General features: G+C 72.6%; 11 protein-coding genes and 2 pseudogenes. 8 read left to right on the top strand and 5 right to left on the bottom strand.

Annotated features, from left to right (window positions below):
• The first annotated feature begins 12 nt into the window (after positions 1-12).
• A complete protein-coding gene (locus tag ABEB13_RS35730) occupies positions 13-1,371 on the top strand; it encodes an aminotransferase-like domain-containing protein (protein WP_345708823.1) in 1,359 nt (452 codons plus the stop codon).
• A gap of 91 nt (positions 1,372-1,462) precedes the next feature.
• On the opposite strand, the gene pntB is transcribed toward ABEB13_RS35730, so the two are convergent.
• The 3 genes from pntB to ABEB13_RS35745 all read right to left on the bottom strand — a co-directional run bounded on the left by pntB (position 1,463) and on the right by ABEB13_RS35745 (position 5,589).
• The gene (gene pntB / locus ABEB13_RS35735; RefSeq protein WP_345708824.1) at positions 1,463-2,926 is read right to left on the bottom strand and encodes a Re/Si-specific NAD(P)(+) transhydrogenase subunit beta; all 1,464 of its coding nucleotides are present in this window, start codon (positions 2,924-2,926) and stop codon (positions 1,463-1,465) included.
• A gap of 6 nt (positions 2,927-2,932) precedes the next feature.
• The gene (locus ABEB13_RS35740; RefSeq protein ID WP_345708825.1) at positions 2,933-4,507 is read right to left on the bottom strand and encodes a Re/Si-specific NAD(P)(+) transhydrogenase subunit alpha; all 1,575 of its coding nucleotides are present in this window, start codon (positions 4,505-4,507) and stop codon (positions 2,933-2,935) included.
• 251 nt (positions 4,508-4,758) lie between these two features.
• The gene (locus tag ABEB13_RS35745; RefSeq protein WP_345708826.1) at positions 4,759-5,589 is read right to left on the bottom strand and encodes a class I SAM-dependent methyltransferase; all 831 of its coding nucleotides are present in this window, start codon (positions 5,587-5,589) and stop codon (positions 4,759-4,761) included.
• 187 nt (positions 5,590-5,776) lie between these two features.
• On the opposite strand from ABEB13_RS35745, the gene ABEB13_RS35750 reads away from it, so the two are divergent.
• Positions 5,777-6,139 carry a hypothetical protein gene (locus ABEB13_RS35750; protein WP_345708827.1) on the top strand — a complete coding sequence of 121 codons (363 nt, stop codon included), beginning with the start codon at positions 5,777-5,779 and terminating at the stop codon, positions 6,137-6,139.
• Between the two features lie 60 nt (positions 6,140-6,199).
• Here the strand turns inward: ABEB13_RS35750 and ABEB13_RS35755 are convergent, their stop codons facing one another.
• On the bottom strand, positions 6,200-8,752 hold the full coding sequence (locus ABEB13_RS35755; protein WP_345708828.1) for a pullulanase X25 domain-containing protein: 2,553 nt from the start codon (positions 8,750-8,752) through the stop codon (positions 6,200-6,202).
• Positions 8,753-9,171: 419 nt separating this feature from the next.
• Here ABEB13_RS35755 and ABEB13_RS35760 point away from each other — a divergent pair, with 419 nt between their 5' ends.
• On the top strand, positions 9,172-10,413 hold the full coding sequence (locus ABEB13_RS35760) for an agmatine deiminase family protein (protein WP_345708829.1): 1,242 nt from the start codon (positions 9,172-9,174) through the stop codon (positions 10,411-10,413).
• Positions 10,414-10,544: 131 nt separating this feature from the next.
• Here ABEB13_RS35760 and ABEB13_RS35765 read toward each other — a convergent pair whose 3' ends face one another.
• Entirely contained in the window at positions 10,545-12,194 is a 1,650-nt protein-coding gene (locus tag ABEB13_RS35765; protein WP_345708830.1) for a serine/threonine-protein kinase, read from the bottom strand.
• A 289-nt stretch (positions 12,195-12,483) separates the two neighbouring features.
• On the opposite strand from ABEB13_RS35765, the pseudogene ABEB13_RS35770 reads away from it, so the two are divergent.
• From ABEB13_RS35770 to ABEB13_RS35790, 5 genes and pseudogenes are all read left to right on the top strand, one after another.
• Positions 12,484-13,037 (top strand): annotated as a pseudogene (locus ABEB13_RS35770) (TetR/AcrR family transcriptional regulator).
• A gap of 248 nt (positions 13,038-13,285) precedes the next feature.
• Positions 13,286-14,446 carry an agmatine deiminase family protein gene (locus ABEB13_RS35775; protein ID WP_345708831.1) on the top strand — a complete coding sequence of 387 codons (1,161 nt, stop codon included), beginning with the start codon at positions 13,286-13,288 and terminating at the stop codon, positions 14,444-14,446.
• Positions 14,447-14,530: 84 nt separating this feature from the next.
• A complete protein-coding gene (locus tag ABEB13_RS35780) occupies positions 14,531-15,697 on the top strand; it encodes an agmatine deiminase family protein (protein WP_345708832.1) in 1,167 nt (388 codons plus the stop codon).
• 160 nt (positions 15,698-15,857) lie between these two features.
• A complete protein-coding gene (locus ABEB13_RS35785; protein ID WP_345708833.1) occupies positions 15,858-16,559 on the top strand; it encodes an urease subunit gamma in 702 nt (233 codons plus the stop codon).
• An 80-nt stretch (positions 16,560-16,639) separates the two neighbouring features.
• Positions 16,640-18,330 (top strand): annotated as a pseudogene (locus tag ABEB13_RS35790) (urease subunit alpha).
• The last annotated feature ends 43 nt before the right edge of the window (positions 18,331-18,373 follow it).

Consider the following 18,373-nt stretch of genomic DNA (forward strand, 5'->3'; position numbering starts at 1 on the left):
AGGAACGGGCCGATGGACGACTACCGCACGATCGCGGACGAGATCGCGACCTCCATCGCCGAGGGGCGGCTGCGTCCCGGCGAGCAGTTGCCGACGCAACGCGCCTTCGCCCGTCGGCGCGGCATCGCCGGATCGACGGCGGGCCGCGTCTACCGCGATCTCGTCCGGCGCGGGCTGGTCGTCGGGGAGGTCGGCCGCGGCACCTTCGTCCGGGCCGGCCGCGGCACCCCCGGCGCCGGCGTCCCGCTCGCCGAGCCCGCCGATGCCCCGGTCGACCTGGAACTCAACTATCCGGTCGTACCGGAGCAGTCCGCCCTGCTCGCCACCGCACTCGCGCCCATGCTGCGGGCCGACGCGCTGGACGCCGCCCTCCGCCCGGTCGGTGCGCCGGGCACGTCCGCCGCCCGCGAGCTCTTCGCGGCCCTGGCGTCCGGCCCCGGCGCCTGGCGCGCCGCCGCCGCCGACGTGCTCTTCGCCGCCAACGGCCGCCAGGCCGTCGCCGCCTCCCTGGCCGCGCTCGTGCCACCAGGCCGGCGGCTCGGTGTGGAGGCGCTGACGTACCCCGTGGTCAAGGCGGTCGCGCAGCGCCTCGGCATCACGCTCGTCCCACTGCCGGTGGACGAAGCGGGCCTCCTCCCCGACGCCCTCGCGGCCGTCCACCGGGCCACGCCCCTGCATGCCCTCTACCTCCAGCCGCGCCTGCAGAACCCGCTCGGCGCCACCCTCGCACCGGAGCGCCGCGAGGCGCTGGCCAGCGAACTGCGCCGCCTCGACCTGCCCGTGGTGGAGGACGCGATCTGGTCCTTCCTGCAGCCCGGAACTCCGCCGCTGGCGGCACTCGCGCCGGAACGGTGCATCCTCGTCGACAGCCTCTCCAAGCGCCTTGCACCCGGCCTGACCACCGGATTCGCGGTGGTGCCCGCGGCGCTGCGCGACTCCGTCACCGCCGCGCTGCGCTCCGGCGGCTGGACGCCGAGCGGATTCGCCCTGGAGGCCGCGGTGCGCTGGATCGCCGACGGCACGGTCGGCACCGTGCAGGCCGCCAAGCGCGCCGACGCGACGGAACGTCAACTGCTGGCCCGCCGGTCGCTGGCCGGGCAGACGCTGCGGTCCGATCCGTGCTCGTACTACGTCTGGTGGGAGCTGCCGGCGGCCTGGCGCGCGGAGACGTTCGTCGCGGCCGCCGCGCGCGAGGGCATCGCCGTCACCCCCGGCTCCGCGTTCGCCGTCGGCGCCCGCACCACCCCGTCCGCCGTCCGGGTCGCCCTCGCCTCACCGCCGCTCCCCGTCCTGGTCCGGGCCCTCGACACCCTCCTTCGGGTGGCGCGCAGCGCGCCGGACGACCTGCTGGACCGGCGGCCGTCCGGGTAGCGGCTGCCGCGGGAGCCCGCCGATCGCCGGACCGCCCGGACCGCCCGGGCGAGGGGGTCCGGACGGTCCGAGCGGGACACGGGCGCCCGTCCTAGCCGGCCGTCGTCGGCTGGCGGGTGGTGTGGACGGGGGCGTCCTGGGCCCGGCCGGTGAGGGCCTGCAGGATCGCGTCCACGCTCTGCTTGGCGTCCCCGAAGAGCATGCTGCTGTTCTCGCGGAAGAACAGCGGGTTCTGCACGCCCGCGTAGCCGGACGCCATCGAGCGCTTGAAGACGATCACGTGCTCCGCCTCCCACACCCGCAGGACCGGCATGCCGGCGATGGGACTCGACGGGTCGTCGAGCGCGCCCGGGTTGACGGTGTCGTTGGCGCCGATGACCAGGACGACGGAGGTGGCGGCGAAGTCGTCGTTGATCTCGTCCATCTCCAGGACGACGTCGTACGGCACCTTCGCCTCGGCCAGCAGCACGTTCATGTGCCCCGGCAGGCGCCCGGCCACCGGGTGCACGCCGAAGCGGACGTCGACGCCGCGCTCGCGCAGCCGGCGCGTCAGCTCCGCCACCGGATGCTGGGCCTGGGCCACCGCCATCCCGTAGCCGGGCGTGATGATCACGGACCGGGCCTGCGCGAGCAGCCCGGCCGTCTCCTCGGCGCGGATCTCGCGGTGCTCGCCCTGCTCCTCGTCCCCGCCGGACGGCGCCTCGATGCCGAAGCCGCCGGCGATCACCGAGACGAACGAGCGGTTCATCGCCCGGCACATGATGTACGACAGGTAGGCGCCGGAGGAGCCGACCAGCGCCCCGGTGACGATGAGCAGGTTGTTGTCGAGGAGGAACCCGGCGGCGGCCGCGGCCCAGCCCGAGTAGCTGTTCAGCATGGAGACGACGACGGGCATGTCGCCGCCGCCGATCGAGGCGACCAGGTGCCAGCCGAGGGCCAGGGCCAGGACGGTCACCGCCAGCATCAGACCGAGACCCGGGCTCACGGTGAACCAGGCCGTCAGCCCCGCGAACACGGCCAGCGCGCCCAGGTTGAGGGCGTTCTTGCCGGGCAGCGTGAGCGGGCGGGAGGCGATCCGGGCGGACAGCTTGAGGAAGGCCACGATGGAGCCGGTGAAGGTGACCCCGCCGATGAAGATGCCGATGAAGACCTCGGCGTGGTGGATGCCCAGCAGGCCGCCCGCCACCACCGTCTGGGCCGAGCCGTGGGCCTCGACCTCCAGGTAGCTGTTCCAGCCGACCAGGACGGCCGCGAGACCGACGAAGCTGTGCAGGACGGCGATGAGTTCGGGCATCTGCGTCATCTCGACCCGCCGCGCCCGCCACAGGCCCGCGCCGCCGCCGAGCACCATCGCGAGGACGATCAGGGCGACCGCGCCGGCGGTGATGTCCTGCGCCACCAGCACGACGGTGGCGACCAGGGCGAGGGCCATGCCGGCGATGCCGTAGACGACGCCGGCACGCGAGGTGCGGTGCTGGGACAACCCGGCAAGGCTGAGGATGAACAGCAGGGCGGCGACCAGGTCCGCGGCGTGGGAGGCCGTGGTGGAAGTCATCGGGGCTCAGCGCCTTTCGGGGGCAGTCGAGAACATGCTCAGCATGCGGCGGGTGACGGCGAAGCCTCCGAAGATGTTCACACTCGTCAGCAGCACGGCCACGAACGACAGGGCGGTCACGACCCAGCTCTCGTGCCCGATCTGCACCAGAGCACCGATCACCACGATCCCGGAGATCGCGTTGGTAACGGACATCAGCGGGGTGTGCAGAGCGTGGTGGACCTTGCCGATGACGTAGTAACCGATGACCACCGCGAGCGCGAACACCGTGAAGTTCTCGGCGAGTTGGGTCGGCGCGAAGGCGATCAGCAGGAAGAGCGCAAGCATCCCCAGGCCGATCAGACCGAACCGTACCGCCGGGGTGAGCCGGGACTGCTTCGCCCCGATCGGCGCGGACGCGGCCGCCGGCGCCGCCTCGGGGGCGGGCGACGCCGACACCGCCACCGGCGGCGGCGGCCAGGTGACCTCGCCGGCCCGGACCACCGTCACGGCCCGCTGGACCACGTCGTCGAAGTCGATGACCAGCCGGCCGTCCTTGCCGGGAGTGAGCAGCTTCAGCAGGTTCACCAGGTTGGTGCCGAACAACTGCGAGGCCTGGGTGGGCAGTCGGCCGGCGAGGTCGGTGTAGCCGATGATGGTGACGCCGTTCTCGGTGACCACCGCCCGGCCGGGCACGGTGCCCTCGACGTTGCCGCCCTGGGCGGCGGCCATGTCGACGATGACACTGCCCGGCTTCATCGCCGCCACGTCCTCGGCCGTGACCAGCCGCGGAGCGGGCCGGCCCGGGATCAGTGCGGTCGTGACGATGATGTCCACGTCCGCGGCCTGCTCGTGGTAGAGCGCGGCGGCGGCGCGGTCGTAGTCGGTGGAGGTCGCCTTGGCGTACCCGTCGGTGCTCGCCTCCTGGGCGACGTTCACGGCGAGGTACTCGCCGCCCAGCGAGCGGACCTGGTCCGCGACCTCGGGCCGCGGATCGGTGGCCCGGACGATCGCGCCCAGGCTGGACGCCGCGCCGATGGCGGCCAGCCCGGCCACGCCGACACCCGCCACGAGGACCTTCGCCGGCGGGACCTTGCCCGCGGCGGTGACCTGGCCGGTGAAGAAGCGCCCGAACACGTGGGCGGCCTCGATCACCGCACGGTATCCGGCGATGTTCGCCATCGAACTGAGCACGTCCATCGACTGCGCCCGCGAGATCCGCGGGACGCCGTCCAGCGCGAGGGCCGTGACGCCGCGTGAGGACAGCGCCTGCAGCAGCTCGGGGCGCTGGGCCGGTGCGAGCAGACCGACGACGGTGGCGTCCGCGCGCAGCCGGGAGATCTCGCCGCTCGACGGTGCGTTGACCGTGAGGACCACGTCGGAGACCCAGGCGTCGCCGATGCTCGCGCCGGCCTCGGTGTAGGCCGTGTCGGTGAATCCGGAGGCCGCGCCGGCCTGCGACTCGACGACGACCTCGTAGCCGAGGCCGAGCAGCTGCCGCACCGTCGCGGGCGTCGCCGCGACGCGGGTCTCCCCGGTGGTCGACTCGGCGACCACGCCGATGCGCTGCGGTGGGTGGTGGGTCGGGACCTGTGCAGACATGGCTGGTGTCTCTCTCGTCGGAGGCGCTGCTGACCGGGCATCTGCGATAGCGGGGGAGTGCAACACCCACTGGTCGCAGGAACGTACACCCACCCGGCGTCCCGGACCGATACCGTGAGCCAGTGATTAGCCTCACTGCGTGAACGAGGGCGGCTGCCGGGCGAGGGCGCCGCCGGGGCGGGTCGGGCCACGGGTGCGTGCGATCGGGTGAACGCGCGGAGCGGTCGCCACGACGCCGGGGGCCCGGCGGGTCAGCCGGTCGACGGGCGGGCGCGCCCGTCCGCGCAGACCACCCCGAAGAGGCCCTCCTTGTCGGCGGAGGGGCAGACCAGGGTGGTGATGCCCGGGGTCGAGCGGGTCCAGCGGGCGAAGCCCTGGTGGGTGCTGATGTCGTCGATCAGCATGACCCCGTTCGGTGCCAGGATCCGGCCGATGCGGTCCATCTCGAAGCGGGTGTTCCGCGCGGTGTGCAGGCTGTCGTGGACGAACACGTCGACCCTCCCCAACTGCCTCGCCAGGTGCGGCAGTCGTCGCCGACTCGACCCCTCGATGTATGTCCAGGCCCGTCGCTGGCGGGCGGGTACGGCGGCGCCGGTCTCCGGGTGCAGGCCGGGGCGGAAGGGGTGCGGGAGGTCGATGCTCCACAGGTGGCCGCGCCCGTTCTGCTCCAGCGCCTCCAGGACGAATCTGCTGGTCACGCCGCGTGCGACGCCCGTCTCGACCACGACCACGGCCTGCCGGTGCAACACCACGCAGCGCACCGCCCGGGCCAGGGACTCGTCCGCGTCGCTGTACCCGCCGTACGTGTGCCGCCCGAACGCGAGTCCGCACTCGTGCAGTTCCTGGACGACGGTGCCCCACAGCTCGGCGGCGCGCGGCGCCTCCGGGCACGGCCAGGGTGCCCCGAGCAGGCCGTGCAGGTGCTCCTCCCATGCGGTGTCGACGTCGTACGCCACCGGATGATCGCGGTGCTGACTCCACTCCTCCGGGAGGTAGAGGAGGGTCTCCACCGGGTCCGTGGCCAGCGCGCGGCCGAAGCGCCACAGCCGGTCCACGCCGCTCGACGACTCGAAGCGGGCCATGTCTCCAGCCTAGTTACCCCGGCCCGACTTCGCCGTACGGCGACGGCTGACGGACGGGGGCACCGGGCCGGTCGAGGCGGCGCCGGCCGGCCCGGCGCCGGGGCCCTACCAGCTGCAGGCTGCCGACGCCGCCACGCACGCCGGGTGCGACTGTGAGGTCAACGGGTCGTGGCCTAGGCTGGGCTCCATGTCCAACCCTGACGGGCTGCTCGTCGATATCGCCGCGATGGTCGAATCCGAGCACAACAACCAGATGTCGTTGACCGTGGTGGTACCCGGGGCGGTGATCACCGGACGGCTCGCCCCGGTGGCACTGTGGTGGGAACGCGTGGCGGAGGTCCTGCAGAGCTCGGAGCACCTGAAGCCGTTCGCTGCGCTCTTCACCCCGCCCGCCGGTGGCCCGCCCTCGCGGCCCACCCACCTCCACCTGCACCGCGCGAAGATCCTGCAGGGCGACTTCGGACTCCCGCACACCGGCGGCATGTACCGCATCGCCATCGAGGACATCAGCAGCTGGACGATCGGCGACCTCAGCTACTCCGACACCTGACCGTGGCCCGGCGGCACGCGCCGGGCCACGCGGCGGACACCTCGTGCGCTCCCCGCCCGGTCAGTTCTTCCGGAAGACGGTCACCGCGAGGCTCTCGCAGGCGGTGTCGGTGGCGGCGGTGCCGCCGTTGGTGTCGAGGACCTTCGTCCAGGCCCCCGCGGGCAGGCTGACGTTGTAGGTGCTGCCGGTGGGGTTGTAGACGACAACGGTGTCGTAGGCGGTGGGCGCAGCCGCGTTCGAGCTGAGGCGGCCGACCACGACGGATCCGTCCGGCTGGGCAGTCATCTGGTTGTGGACGGCGTCCCAGGTGGTGAGGCGCAGGGCCGGGGCGGCCTTCCGGAGCGCGATGGCGTCCTTGTAGTAGCGGAGGATGCCGGCGTTGGCCGTCTTGTCGCCCCAGTGGATCGCGTTCACCGCGTCCGAGGCGTTGTAGGAGTTCTTCGCGGTGGTGTAGTCGCCGCCGACGACCTTGGAGCGGAGGAACTCGTCGCCCTCGGCGATGACCGGGACACCCTGGGAGGTCAGGACCATGCCCGCGGCGAACCGGTCGATCCGGCCGGCGGTGCCGCCGGCCCCGCCGCTCGCGCCGGAGTAGGTGATCTTGTCGTACAGGTTCAGGTTGTCGTGGATCGAGGCGTAGTTCATGGTCTGCTCGGGGTCGTAGGCGAACGCCGGGCTCCACGGGTTCGACAGCACGGCGGTGCTCTTCGCATCCGTCGGTGAGCCGCGCATGCCGAAGGCGATGGCGCCGGGGTTGCCCGAACCGCCCATGTAGGCCATGACGTTGTCGTCCGTCCCGCCTCGGATCGCGTCCCGGTACACGCCGTTGAAGACGCCGACGTGCGCGGCTGCCAGCGCGGGGACGTTGCCGTAGCGCACCTTCTGCGCCTCCTGGGGGTCGGCGGCGGCACTCCACGGCTCGCCGTAGAGCAGGAGGTTGCGGTCCGCGTACGTGGTGTTGAGGTAGTTCCCCCAGGTGGCCACGTTGGTGTAGTAGTGCACGCCCAGCAGGTCGAAGCGGAAGCCGTCGACGTTGTAGTCCCGGACCCAGTGCTCCAGCGAGTCCTGGATCATGCGGCTGACCATCGGGTTGCCGTCGTCGATCGAGTTGCCCGTGCCGGACAGGTCGGTGGACGTGTAGTACTTCCCGGTGATGCCCCCGAACACGCTCTTGTCGTACGTGTGGTTGTAGACCACGTCCATGACCACGCGGATGCCGTTCTTGTGGAACCCGTTGACCATGTCCTTGAACTCCCGGATCCGGTCCTCCGGGAGGGTGTACTGGGAGTACTGCTCCTCGGGGACGTTGTAGTTCACCGGGTCGTAGCCCCAGTTGGGCGCGGTGCTGCCGAAGTCGAACGAGGGCATGAGCTGGACGGTGGTGACGCCCAGTTCCTTGAGGTGGTCGATGCCCGTCCTGGCGCCGTTGTCGGTGGTGCCGGTCTGTACCAGGCCGAGGAACTTGCCCCGCTTGGCGGGGTCCACCCCCGAACTCGCGTCGATCGTGAAGTCGCGCACGCCGAGCTCGTAGACGAGGGAGTCCTCACGGTTGGCCAGGGCCGGGCGCGGCGCCCAACTGCCGTCGGTCGGTGCGACCGAGGCGGTGTCGACGACGATGCCCAGGGTGGTGCCGGGGGTGACCATCTGGGCGTAGGGGTCGCGGACGGCGACGCCCCCGACGGAGAACTGGTAGGTCTGGTCCTTGAGGTCGCCGCCGACCACCGCCTGGTAGACGCCGGAGTAGCCGCTCAGGGTCACCGGGGTCATCGGGTGGCCGGTGCCGCCGACGCTGACACTGACGTCCGAGCTGTCGGGCGACCAGAGGCGGAAGGTGGTGCCGGTGGGGGTGTAGATCGCGCCGAGCGTGCCGGCGGTGCCGCCAGTGGTGCCGCCGGTGCTCTGCACCGTCGTCAGGTGCGTGGCGGAGTTGTAGGAGAACGTGGTGGTCGCCCCGCTCGCGGGGACGCTGAAACCGATGTTCGCGCCGCCGGCCGCGCCGCCCGCCCCGTAGTTCTCCGTCCAGGACTGCCCGATGGCGACCTTGGTGTTCCACGCCCCTGCCGGGATCGCGGTGGTGCTGTAGGTGAAGATGCCGTCGCCGTCCGGGTCCTGCATCGTGGTGGTCGCGCAGGTGGGGGCCCAGTCCGCGGTGCAGCCGAGCTCGGACTGGTAGTCACCGACGGCGGTGACGATCTGCTGGGCCGCGTTGTCGGTGACCAGGTGGGTGGCGGGGTCGTAGACGAACGTGACCGACTTCCCGGCTGCGGGGACGGTCACGGCGAGATTCGCGCCGCCGGCCGCGCCGCCCGCCCCGTAGTTCTCCGTCCAGCTGTTGTCGATCGCGACCTTGTAGGCGTAGGTGCCGCCGGGCAGCGCGAACGTGCCCGTCCACCGGCCGTCGGCACGGGGCGTCAGCTGGGCCTGGGGGCAGGCGGGCAGCCAGTCGCCGGAGCAGCCGATCGCGCTGTCGAACGTTCCGGGCAGGCTGACGGCGGTCGGCGCGGCTCCGGCGGGGGAGGCCGCGAGCGGGACGAGGGCGGCGGCGAGCAGGACTGCGGCCGTGAACGACGCCGTCCGGGCCGATCCGGCACGTGGGGGTGCGGTGCGACTCATGGGGGACTGCCTCCGGGGCAGGCCGAGGCGCCGGCGCGACGGCTGGTGCGGAAGCTCGTTGCGCGTGCCTCGGTGAAGGGGTGGGTGGGGGCTTGGTGGTGGGGGAACGCGGTCGCGCACCGGACGGCCGGGGCCGGCGGGCGCGTCGCGCGACAGACGATCCCGCCTTCGTGAGCGCACGTCAAGGTACGCCGCATCAGTTTCTGAAATTTGCAGCAAGAAGATTCATTGCAGGTGGACGGGTGTGCGGCTGCCATGCGGACTCCCCCGCGGGGGAGGCCTCCGTGGGGGTGCCGGGCCTGTCGGCGGGGGTCGATCGGGATCGGGTTTGCGAGAAATATTGACCGAGCGCTTGGTCAGTTATAGCGTCCGGGGCACTCGGTGGGCAGTCCGCCGGGTGCCCACCGGGAGGTCAGGACATGAACGACGAGGTCGAGCAGCAGGTCACGACAGGTGGAGCCCACCGGCGGCCGATGGACCGTCGAAGCCTGCTGGCGATAGCGGGCGCCACCACGGTCGGCGTGGTGTGGGCAGCCAACAGCGGTACGTCCCAGGTCGCGCGGGCGGACGTGCCCGGCTGCACGAGTCCGAGCCCGAGTCCGAGCCCGACCGCCACCGGTGGCGCAGGCACCTACGCCGTCCCCATCGACACCGTCCAGCACACCCGCACCTGGATGGCGTGGCCCGACAGCACGGCCATCTGGAGCGGCGGCGGACGCGGCGGGGTCTCGCTGGCGGCCATCCAGGCCAACATCGCGCTGATCGCCAACACCATCGCCAAGTACGAGCCGGTCATCATGTGCGCCAACTCCGCCAGCGTCTCGAAGGCGAAGTCCATGTGCACCAATCCGAACGTGACCGTGATCGGATCCATCCCCGTCGACGACTGCTGGATGCGCGACTCCGGACCGGTCTTCCGCACCGACGGCGCCGGCGGCCTCGACGCCATCGGCCTTAACTTCAACGGTTGGGGCAAGCGTCAGACCTCCACCAAGGACAGCCAGGTCGCCGCCAAGGTGGCCGCCTACGTCGGGGTGCCGTTCACCGCCGCGGGGATCGTGAGCGAGGGCGGCGCGATCGAGGCCGACGGCGCCGGCACGCTGATGGCCACCAGGAGCAGCATCCTGGAGACCAACCGCAACCCTGGCATGACGGAGGCGCAGGCGACCGCCGCACTGTGCGCGGCGTACGGGGCGTCCAAGGTGATCTGGTTCGACGGCTACGTCGACTCCGGCGACATCACCCGGGACCACGTCGATGCGACGTCCCGCTTCCTCGCGGAGGGCAAGGGCCTCGTGCAGCAGCCGAACGCGAACGACACCCACGACGGCTGGTACAACGACGAGATCAGCCAGTACAAGGTGCTGTCCACGGCGGTGGACGCCAAGGGAACGGCGATGCAGGTCTCGAAGATCGGCGGCCCGGACTACAACGTGATCCGGTCGACCAACCAGAACTTCGTCGGCTCCTACGCCAACTACTACGTCTGCAACGGCGCCGTCATCTCCGCGCAGTTCGGGGACAGCCGGGCCGACGCCGCCGCCAAGCAGGTGCTGGCCGGCCTCTTCCCGGGGCGGGTCATCGAGCAGCTCAACATCGACGCCGTCGGCGGGGGCGGCGGCGGCATCCACTGCGTCACCCAGCCGCAGCCCGTGGCGTAGGGGCGTCCGACAACTCCCGCCGCGGGCAGCGGTCCCGGCGGGCGTGGCGACGGGGCCGGACCGCGGACCACCTGCGGCCCGGCCCCGTCGCCGTGGTCGGCCGCCGACCGGTCGGCGGCCCCGGCCGGGCCTCAGCCGTCGTGGCGGTAGTAGTCCACGGAGACCGTGACCGGACCGCCGTCCGCTGCTGTCCCGAGCACGTGGACGATGCCGACGTCCCGCCCCGGCCGGGACCGGACGCAGAAGGTCCGGCCGGGGCGCAGGGCGCCGAAGGGCAGTGCGGTCACCGGCCGGCTCTCGATCCCCTTGACGCAGTCCGCGAGCGTGAGGGTGCTGCCCTGCGGTGCGACGAACGCGTCGGTGTCCTCGGCGACGGTGAACTCGTCGGCGCTGCGCCCCAGATACCAGCCGGCCGTGTCCTGCGGTACGACGGTGCCGGCCCTGAGATCGAACTCGTAGGTCTGGTCCGGCGAGGTGAGCCGGCTCCCTGCGTAGACACCGGTGTACCCGGGGACCCCGGTGGCCGACGGGCTCGGGGCGGGGGCGGCCCCGCTCGGCGGCCCGGCCGTGACGGACGTCCCGGTGCCGTCGGGGAGGTCCTGCCCGTCGCCGGCCGCGGCGTCGAGCAGGACGAGCGCTCCGCCGGCGCCGACGAGCAGCGCGGCCGTGGCCACCAGTGCGGTCCGCACACCTCGCCGCCGGGGGCTCGCCGGTCCGCTCGGTCCGCTCGGTCCGCTCGGGGCGGGCGGGGAGGCGTCGGCGGGCTCCGGGCGGGGGGCCCGGGCCGTGGGCGGGTCGGCGGCGGGGTGGGTCGGCCGGTCGGGGATCGGCTCGTACCGGGTCGGCGCGGGCGCCGGCACCCTCGGCAACTCGGCGCGACTGCGGATCTCGGTGCTGACCCGGTGCGGCAGCCAGTCGTTGCCGAACCGGAGCTGCCCGCCGAGCCCGTGATGTGCGGCTTCGATCACCCGGGCGGTGGTCGGCCGGGCCTCCGGGTTCTTGGCCAGGCAGTGCCACAGCAGTTCCTGCAGCTCCGCCGGGACGTGGCCGAGTCTCGGCTCTTCGTGTACGGCCCGGTACAGCGCGGAGGATTCCGGGCCGTCGCCGAACGGCCCGGTGCCGCTGGCCACGTACACGGCCAGCGCGCCGAGGGCGAAGACGTCGGTGGCCGGCGAGGTCCCCCGCCCCAGGGCCTGTTCCGGTGCCATGAAGCCGGGCGATCCGATGCGCAGACCCGTGCCGGTGAGCGCGGCGGCGTCGGCCGCGCGCGCGATGCCGAAGTCGATGACGCGGGGGCCGTCCGCAGCGATCAGGACGTTGGCCGGCTTCAGGTCGCGGTGCACCACGCCGGCCGCGTGGATGGCCTGCAGGGCCTCGGCGATGCCTGCCATCAGGAGGAGCGTGGTCCGTTGCGGGAGGGGGCCGTACCGGTGGACCACCTGGTGCAGCGAGGGGCCGGCCACGTAGGTCGTGGCCAGCCAGGGGAGCGGCGCGTCGACTCCCGCGTCGACGACCTGGGCGGTGTAGAGCTCGTGGATGCGCCGAGCGCTCGCGACCTCCTGGGCGAACCGCCGGCGGAACTCCGGGTCCTCCGCCAGGTCGGGCCGGACGACCTTGAGCGCCACCGGCCGGCCGCCCGGCGTGTACGACAGGTAGACCCGCCCCATGCCGCCGACGCCGAGCCTCGCGGACAGGCGGTAGCCGCCGACCTCGCGGGGGTCGTCCGCGGTGAGCGGCTCGAACGTCGTGGCCGGCGGGGTGCCGGGGTGGGCAGTGGTCACGGTGGTTCTCCCGGCGTGCGGTGGCGGGGGCGACCCCTCGGGAAGTCCGGCTCGGGTGCGCCGAACGGGGTCAGGAGCGTCCGCCGCGCCCCGGGTGGGGGCCCGCGGACGGCGGCACCGCGCCGATGTCCGAGGGCGGTGCGACGGCACCTTGCCTCGCGCCCGAGGCGATGCGATCCTGAACAGCCAGGATCCTATCTGACTGGAGTTTCAGTCAGCTGAGGGGTTCGTTTCGAGACTGAACCAACAGGTAGGGTGTTGGCCCGTGGCTGACCGTCGAACAGCAATCATGGAAGCGGCCGCCCGGGTCATCGCCCGGCGCGGGGTCCGGGGCCTCCGGGTGGAGGAGCTGGCCGCCGAGGCCGGCGTGTCCACGGCCCTGATCTACTACCACTTCAAGGATCGCGCCGGCATTCTCCGCGCGACCCTCGAGTTCATCAATGACCGTGCCGCCCGCTACACGACGGAGCGCGGCGACGACGCGCCGCCGCTGGACGCCCGCGGCGAGCTGGAGCAGACGCTGCTGCTGGAGTTCCAGGACACCCCCGACGTGCGCGAGAACAGCACGGCCTGGGGGAGCTGCGGGCAAGTGCGGTGTTCGATCCCGACCTCCGCGAGGACCTGGCGCGGGCCACGCTCGTGTGGGCCCAGGAGGTGGCGGAGCTGCTCGGCCGGGTCCGGCCGATGAGCGGGGCCGCCATGCTCGCCGCCTCCGCCGAACGCCTGACGGCGCTGGTGGAGGGCCTCAGCGTGCGCTGGCTCAGTGGGAGCCTGCCGCTCGCGCACGCCCGCGACCTGATGGCGGGCGCGATCGACACCGAGCTGGAGCGGCTCTCCGGATAACCCGGCGGTCGGCGCGTCGGCGGCCGACTCCGGCGGGCGCGCCACGGCCGCGGCCGCCCTCGGCGGCGTGCGCGGCCTCCTTTCATGCCTGCGGCCCCGATGCCCGGTGCCGCCACCTCGCTGCGCCGAGCCGTGGGACACCTGTCTTCCGATTCTTGACTGAATTTTCAGTCAATGGCAGAGTGAATCGAAGACGGCGGACGGGTTGCACATCGGTCCGCCATGCCATACTCGACCTGGAGACCTCCATGAGCGACTCGCACCGTGCCCTCGGTTCCCTCGGCAGTCGGCTGTTCGGCGACACCCCCTCGCGCAGGGGAGTGCTCGGCGCGGCGGGGCTGGGCGTGGCGGGTGCGGTCGTGGGCTCGATGACCGGCGGTGTGCAGCCGGCGGCTGCGGCCCTGCCGAGCCGGTGGGTCGACCGGGACGACGTACCGCACGCGCTGACATGGATGTCGTGGCCCTCCCGCCCGTCCGTCTGGGGCCGGCAGCTGAGCGGCGTGCAGCAGGACATCGCCCTGATCGCCCGGACGATCGCCCGGTTCGAACCGGTGGTCGTGTGCGCCCCGGACGGGGAGTCGGCCGCCACAGCCCGTTCCTGGTGCGGGCCGGAGGTCACCGTGCTCACCTCGATCCCCACGGACGACCTCTGGATGCGCGACATCGCGCCCGTCTTCCGCCGTGACGGGCACGGCGGCCTCGACGCGGTCGGCCTCAACTTCAACGGATGGGGCAACAAGCAGACCCACCGCGACGACGCCGAGGTCGCCCGCGGCATCGCCGACCACGAGCGACTGCCGTTCCGTACGGCGGACTTCGTCGGTGAGGGAGGCGCCGTCGAGACCGACGGCGACGGCACCGTCATGGCGACGGAGAGCAGCCTGGTCAACAAGAACCGCAACCGCGGCATGAGCCGGGACGAGATCGAGGATGCCGTTCTCGCCGTGTACGGCGCGGACCGGATGATCTGGGTGCCGGGGATCAAGGGCAAGGACATCACCGACGACCACATCGACGTCACGTCCCGCTTCGTGCGGCCCGGCGTGGTGATGGTCCAGCTGCCCCCGGAGGGCCGCAACGACGTCTGGGCCCGCGACGCCCGCGAGCAGTTCGCCATCCTCTCCGGGGCCACCGATGCCCGGGGCCGCCGTCTCCGGGTGATCCGGGTGGAGGGGCCCGACACGGTGCGGTCACGGAAGGCCGACTTCGTCGACTCCTACCTCAACTTCCACGTCGTCAACGGCGCCGTGATCACCGCTCAGTTCGGCGACCTGGCGAAGGACGACGCCGCGGCCCGGGCCCTCGCGGCGGCATTCCCCGGGCGCCAGGTCGTCCAACTCGACGTCGACCGGCTGATGGCCGGTGGAGGCGGGATCCACTGCTCCACGATGCACGAACCGCTGCCCTAGGGCTCGTCGGACAAGCCCTGGCCCTGCCCGGACCGTCCCGCTGCCGCGCCCGTGAAACCCACCCTCACTCTGCCGGAGTCCCTCGTGTCAGATCTCTCCCTGTCCCGCCGAACGGTGCTGCGCTCCGCGGCCGGTGTCGGTCTGCTGACCGTCGGCGGTGCGGCGTGCTCGCCTGCCGGCGAGGAAGCCCCGGATCCCTCGGAGGCGTCCGGGTCGTCCCCGCACGGCCCGACGCCCGGGCGCCGGTTCGGCGCCGAATGGGAGAGCCACGCCCGCACGTTCATGGCCTGGCCGGCCTCGACCGGGATCTGGGACAGCCAACTCCCTGACGTCCGCCAGGACATCGCCGGTGTGGCGCGCGCCGTCGGCGGCTACGAGCCGGTCGTCATGTTCGCCCGCCCCGAACAGGCGGACGCCGCACAGCGGGCGTGCGGATCCGATGTCGAGGTCGTCCCGCTGCCCGTCGACGACCTGTGGGCCCGTGACACCGTGCCGGTGTTCGTGGAGGACTCCGGCACGCTCAAGGGCGTCGACCTCAACTTCAGCGGCTGGGGCAACAAGCAGAAGGAGCACGGCAACGACACCAGGCTCGCCGCCGCGCTGCTGGACAGGTACCGGATCCCGCGGATCACCACACCGGTCGTCGCCGAGGGCGGTTCCTTCGAGACCGACGGTCAGGGGACCCTCCTGGTCACCGAGAGCTCGGTGGTCAACGAGCGCCGGAACCCCGGCAAGAGCCGGGACGAGATCGAGGACGGGCTCAAGCAGGCGCTCGGCGTCACGAAGGTGATCTGGTTCGCCGGCGTGCGCGACCAGGACATCACCGACGCCCACGTCGACTGCCTCGTCCGGTTCGCGGCTCCCGGCGTCGTGCTCCTGGACCAGCCCTTCCCGGGGGCGCCCGAGGACGTCTGGTCGCGCTCCGCCGCGCAGGCCAAGGAGGTGCTCAAGGACGCAACCGACGCCCGCGGCAAGCCTCTTGAGATCATCGAGCTGCCCCAGCCGGACCCCGACCGCATCACCGGCCGCGGTGATGCGTTCGTCTCCTCCTACATCAACTTCTATGTCGCCAACAAGGCGCTGTTCCTGCCCCGCTTCGGGGACCCGGACGCCGACGCCAGGGCGCAGCAGATCGTGCGCGACCACTTCCCGGGACGGGACATCGTCCCGCTGAAGATCGACAACATCGCCTCCGGCGGAGGCGGCATCCACTGCTCGACCCACGACCAGCCCGGCACGCCGGCGTCCTGACGCTCCGACGACCCGGTCGCACACCGGTGCGCCCGGCCCTGCTTCGGCGTGCCCACCCCGTCCCGCCCGTCCGCCCCGTGCTGTGCCGCCGCATGCTGCGCTGTGCCGCGGCCATGGCCGGCCCGGGGCCCATCCTGTCCGTCTTCTCGAGCGAGGCGCCATGCGATTGACACCGACCGAGCGGGACCGGCTGCTGATATTCACGGCAGCCGAGCTGGCCCGCGCCCGCCGCGCCCGCGGCGTACGACTCAACGTGCCCGAGGCCACCGCGCTGATCGCCGACACGGTCTGCGAGGCGGCCCGCGACGGCCGGCGGCTGGCCGAGGCCATCGAGGCCGGCCGCTCGGTGCTGAGCGCCGACGACGTCCTGCCCGGCGTGCCGGACGTGGTCACCGTCGTGCAGGTCGAGGCCGTCTTCGACGACGGGACCAGGCTCTGCGTCATCGACGATCCGTTCCGCGCGGCCGGTTCGCTCGGCGACGAGGCGCCCGGTGCGCCTCTTCCCGGCGCGGGCGAGGGGTACCGGCCCGCCGAACCGTCGTTGCGGTTGCCCGTCCGCAACACCGCGACCGTGCCGATCAGCGTGACGTCGCACTTCCACGTCTTCGAGGCCAACCCGCGCCTGGCCTTCGACCGGGCGGCCGCCTACGGTCACCGGCTCGCGATCCCGGCGGGCTCGACCGTCCGCTTCGACCCCGGCGCCACCGTCGAGGTCGGCCTGGTGCCGATCGGCGGCGAGCGGGTCGCGATCGGCTTCGCGGGCCTGGTCGACGGCCCGCTCGACGCACCGGGCGCCCGCGAGGCCGCCCTCGACAAGGCCCGCGCGACCGGATACCTCATCGATTACCAGGAGCAGGCATGAGCGGCAGCGTCTTCGATGCGGCGGGCTGTCACGGCCGCCCCGGCACTGCCCCGGCCGGCAGCATCGACCCCCGCGACTACATGGCGGTGCACGGGCCCCGGGCGGGTGACCGGCTCCGGTTGGGCGACAGCGGTCTGATCATCCGGGTGGAGTCGGACTCGCAGGAGCCGGGCAGCGAGTTCCTGGCGGGGTTCGGCAAGACCGCCCGTGACGGCCTGCACCTGAAGGCCGCGGCCGTCCGCGAGACCTGCGACGTGGTGATCAGCAACGTCGTGGTGATCGACGCGGTGCTCGGCATCCGCAAGACGTCGATCGGTCTGATCGACGGCCGGATCGCCTCGATCGGCCGGGCCGGCAACCCCGACACCATGGACGGTGTCGAGGTCGTGGTCGGCACCGGCACGACGATCGTCTCCGGCGAGGGAATGATCGCCACCGCCGGCGCCATCGACACCCACGTCCACCTGCTCTCGCCGCGGATCATGGAGGCCTCGCTCGCCTCCGGCGTCACCACGATCATCGGCCAGGAGTTCGGCCCGGTCTGGGGCGTCGGGGTGAACTCCCCTGGGCGCTGCGGCACGCGTTCAACGCCTTCGACGCATGGCCGGTCAACATCGGCTTCCTGGGCCGCGGTTCGTCCTCCGACCCGGCCCCGCTGATCGAGGCCCTGGCCGAGGGCGGCGCCTCCGGCTTCAAGGTGCACGAGGACATGGGCGCGCACACCCGCGCCCTGGACACCGCCCTGCGGGTCGCCGAGGAGTACGACGTCCAGGTCGCCCTGCACACCGACGGCCTGAACGAGTGCCTCTCCGTGGAGGACACCCTCGCCGTGCTGGAGGGCCGCACCATCCACGCCTTCCACATCGAGGGCTGCGGCGGCGGACACGTGCCGAACGTGCTGAAGATGGCCGGCGTGGAGAACGTCATCGGCTCCTCCACCAACCCCACCCTGCCGTTCGGCCGGGACGCCCTCGGCGAGCACTTCGGCATGATCGTCTCCGCGCACGACCTCAAGGTCGACCTGCCCGGCGACGCCGCGATGGCCCGCGACCGGATCCGGGCCGGCACCATGGGCGCCGAGGACGTCCTGCACGACCTCGGCGTCATCGGCATCACCTCCTCCGACGCCCAGGGCATGGGCCGCGCCGGCGAGACCGTCCGCCGCACCTTCGCCATGGCCGGCAAGATGAAGTCCGAACTCGGCCCCCTCGACGGCGGCTACGGCACCACCGAGAGCGGCGACGACAACGAGCGGGTGCTCCGCTACATCGCCAAGCTCACCACCAACCCCGCCATCGCCCACGGCCTCGCCCACGAGGTCGGCTCGCTGGAGGTCGGCAAGCTCGCCGACATCGTGCTCTGGTGGCCCCAGTACTTCGGCGCGAAGCCGCAGCTCGTCCTGAAGGCCGGCTTCCCCGCCTACGGCGTCACCGGCGACCCGAACGCGTCCACCGACCGGTGCGAACCCCTGGTGCTCGGGCCGCAGTTCGGCGCCCACGGCGCCACCGCCGCCGACATCTCGGTGGCCTTCGTCGCCCAGGCCGCCGCCGACGGCTCCTACCTCGACGTCGCCGCCGACCGACTCCCCACCCGGCGACGGCGCGTCGCGGTCAAGGGCACCCGGGGGATCGGCCCGCGGAACATGCTCCGCAACGCCCGGACGGGACGCGTCGACGTCCATGCCCGGACCGGCCTGGTCTCCCTCGACGGCGAACCGCTCTGCTCCGACCCTGCCGACTCGGTCTCGCTGAGCCGCCTCTACTTCCTGTGACGGGGTCCCGGGCATGACCCGGCGGACGTGACGGCGCCCGGAG

The sequence above is a fragment of the Kitasatospora paranensis genome, from assembly GCF_039544005.1.
Taxonomy (GTDB): Bacteria; Actinomycetota; Actinomycetes; order Streptomycetales; family Streptomycetaceae; genus Kitasatospora; species Kitasatospora paranensis.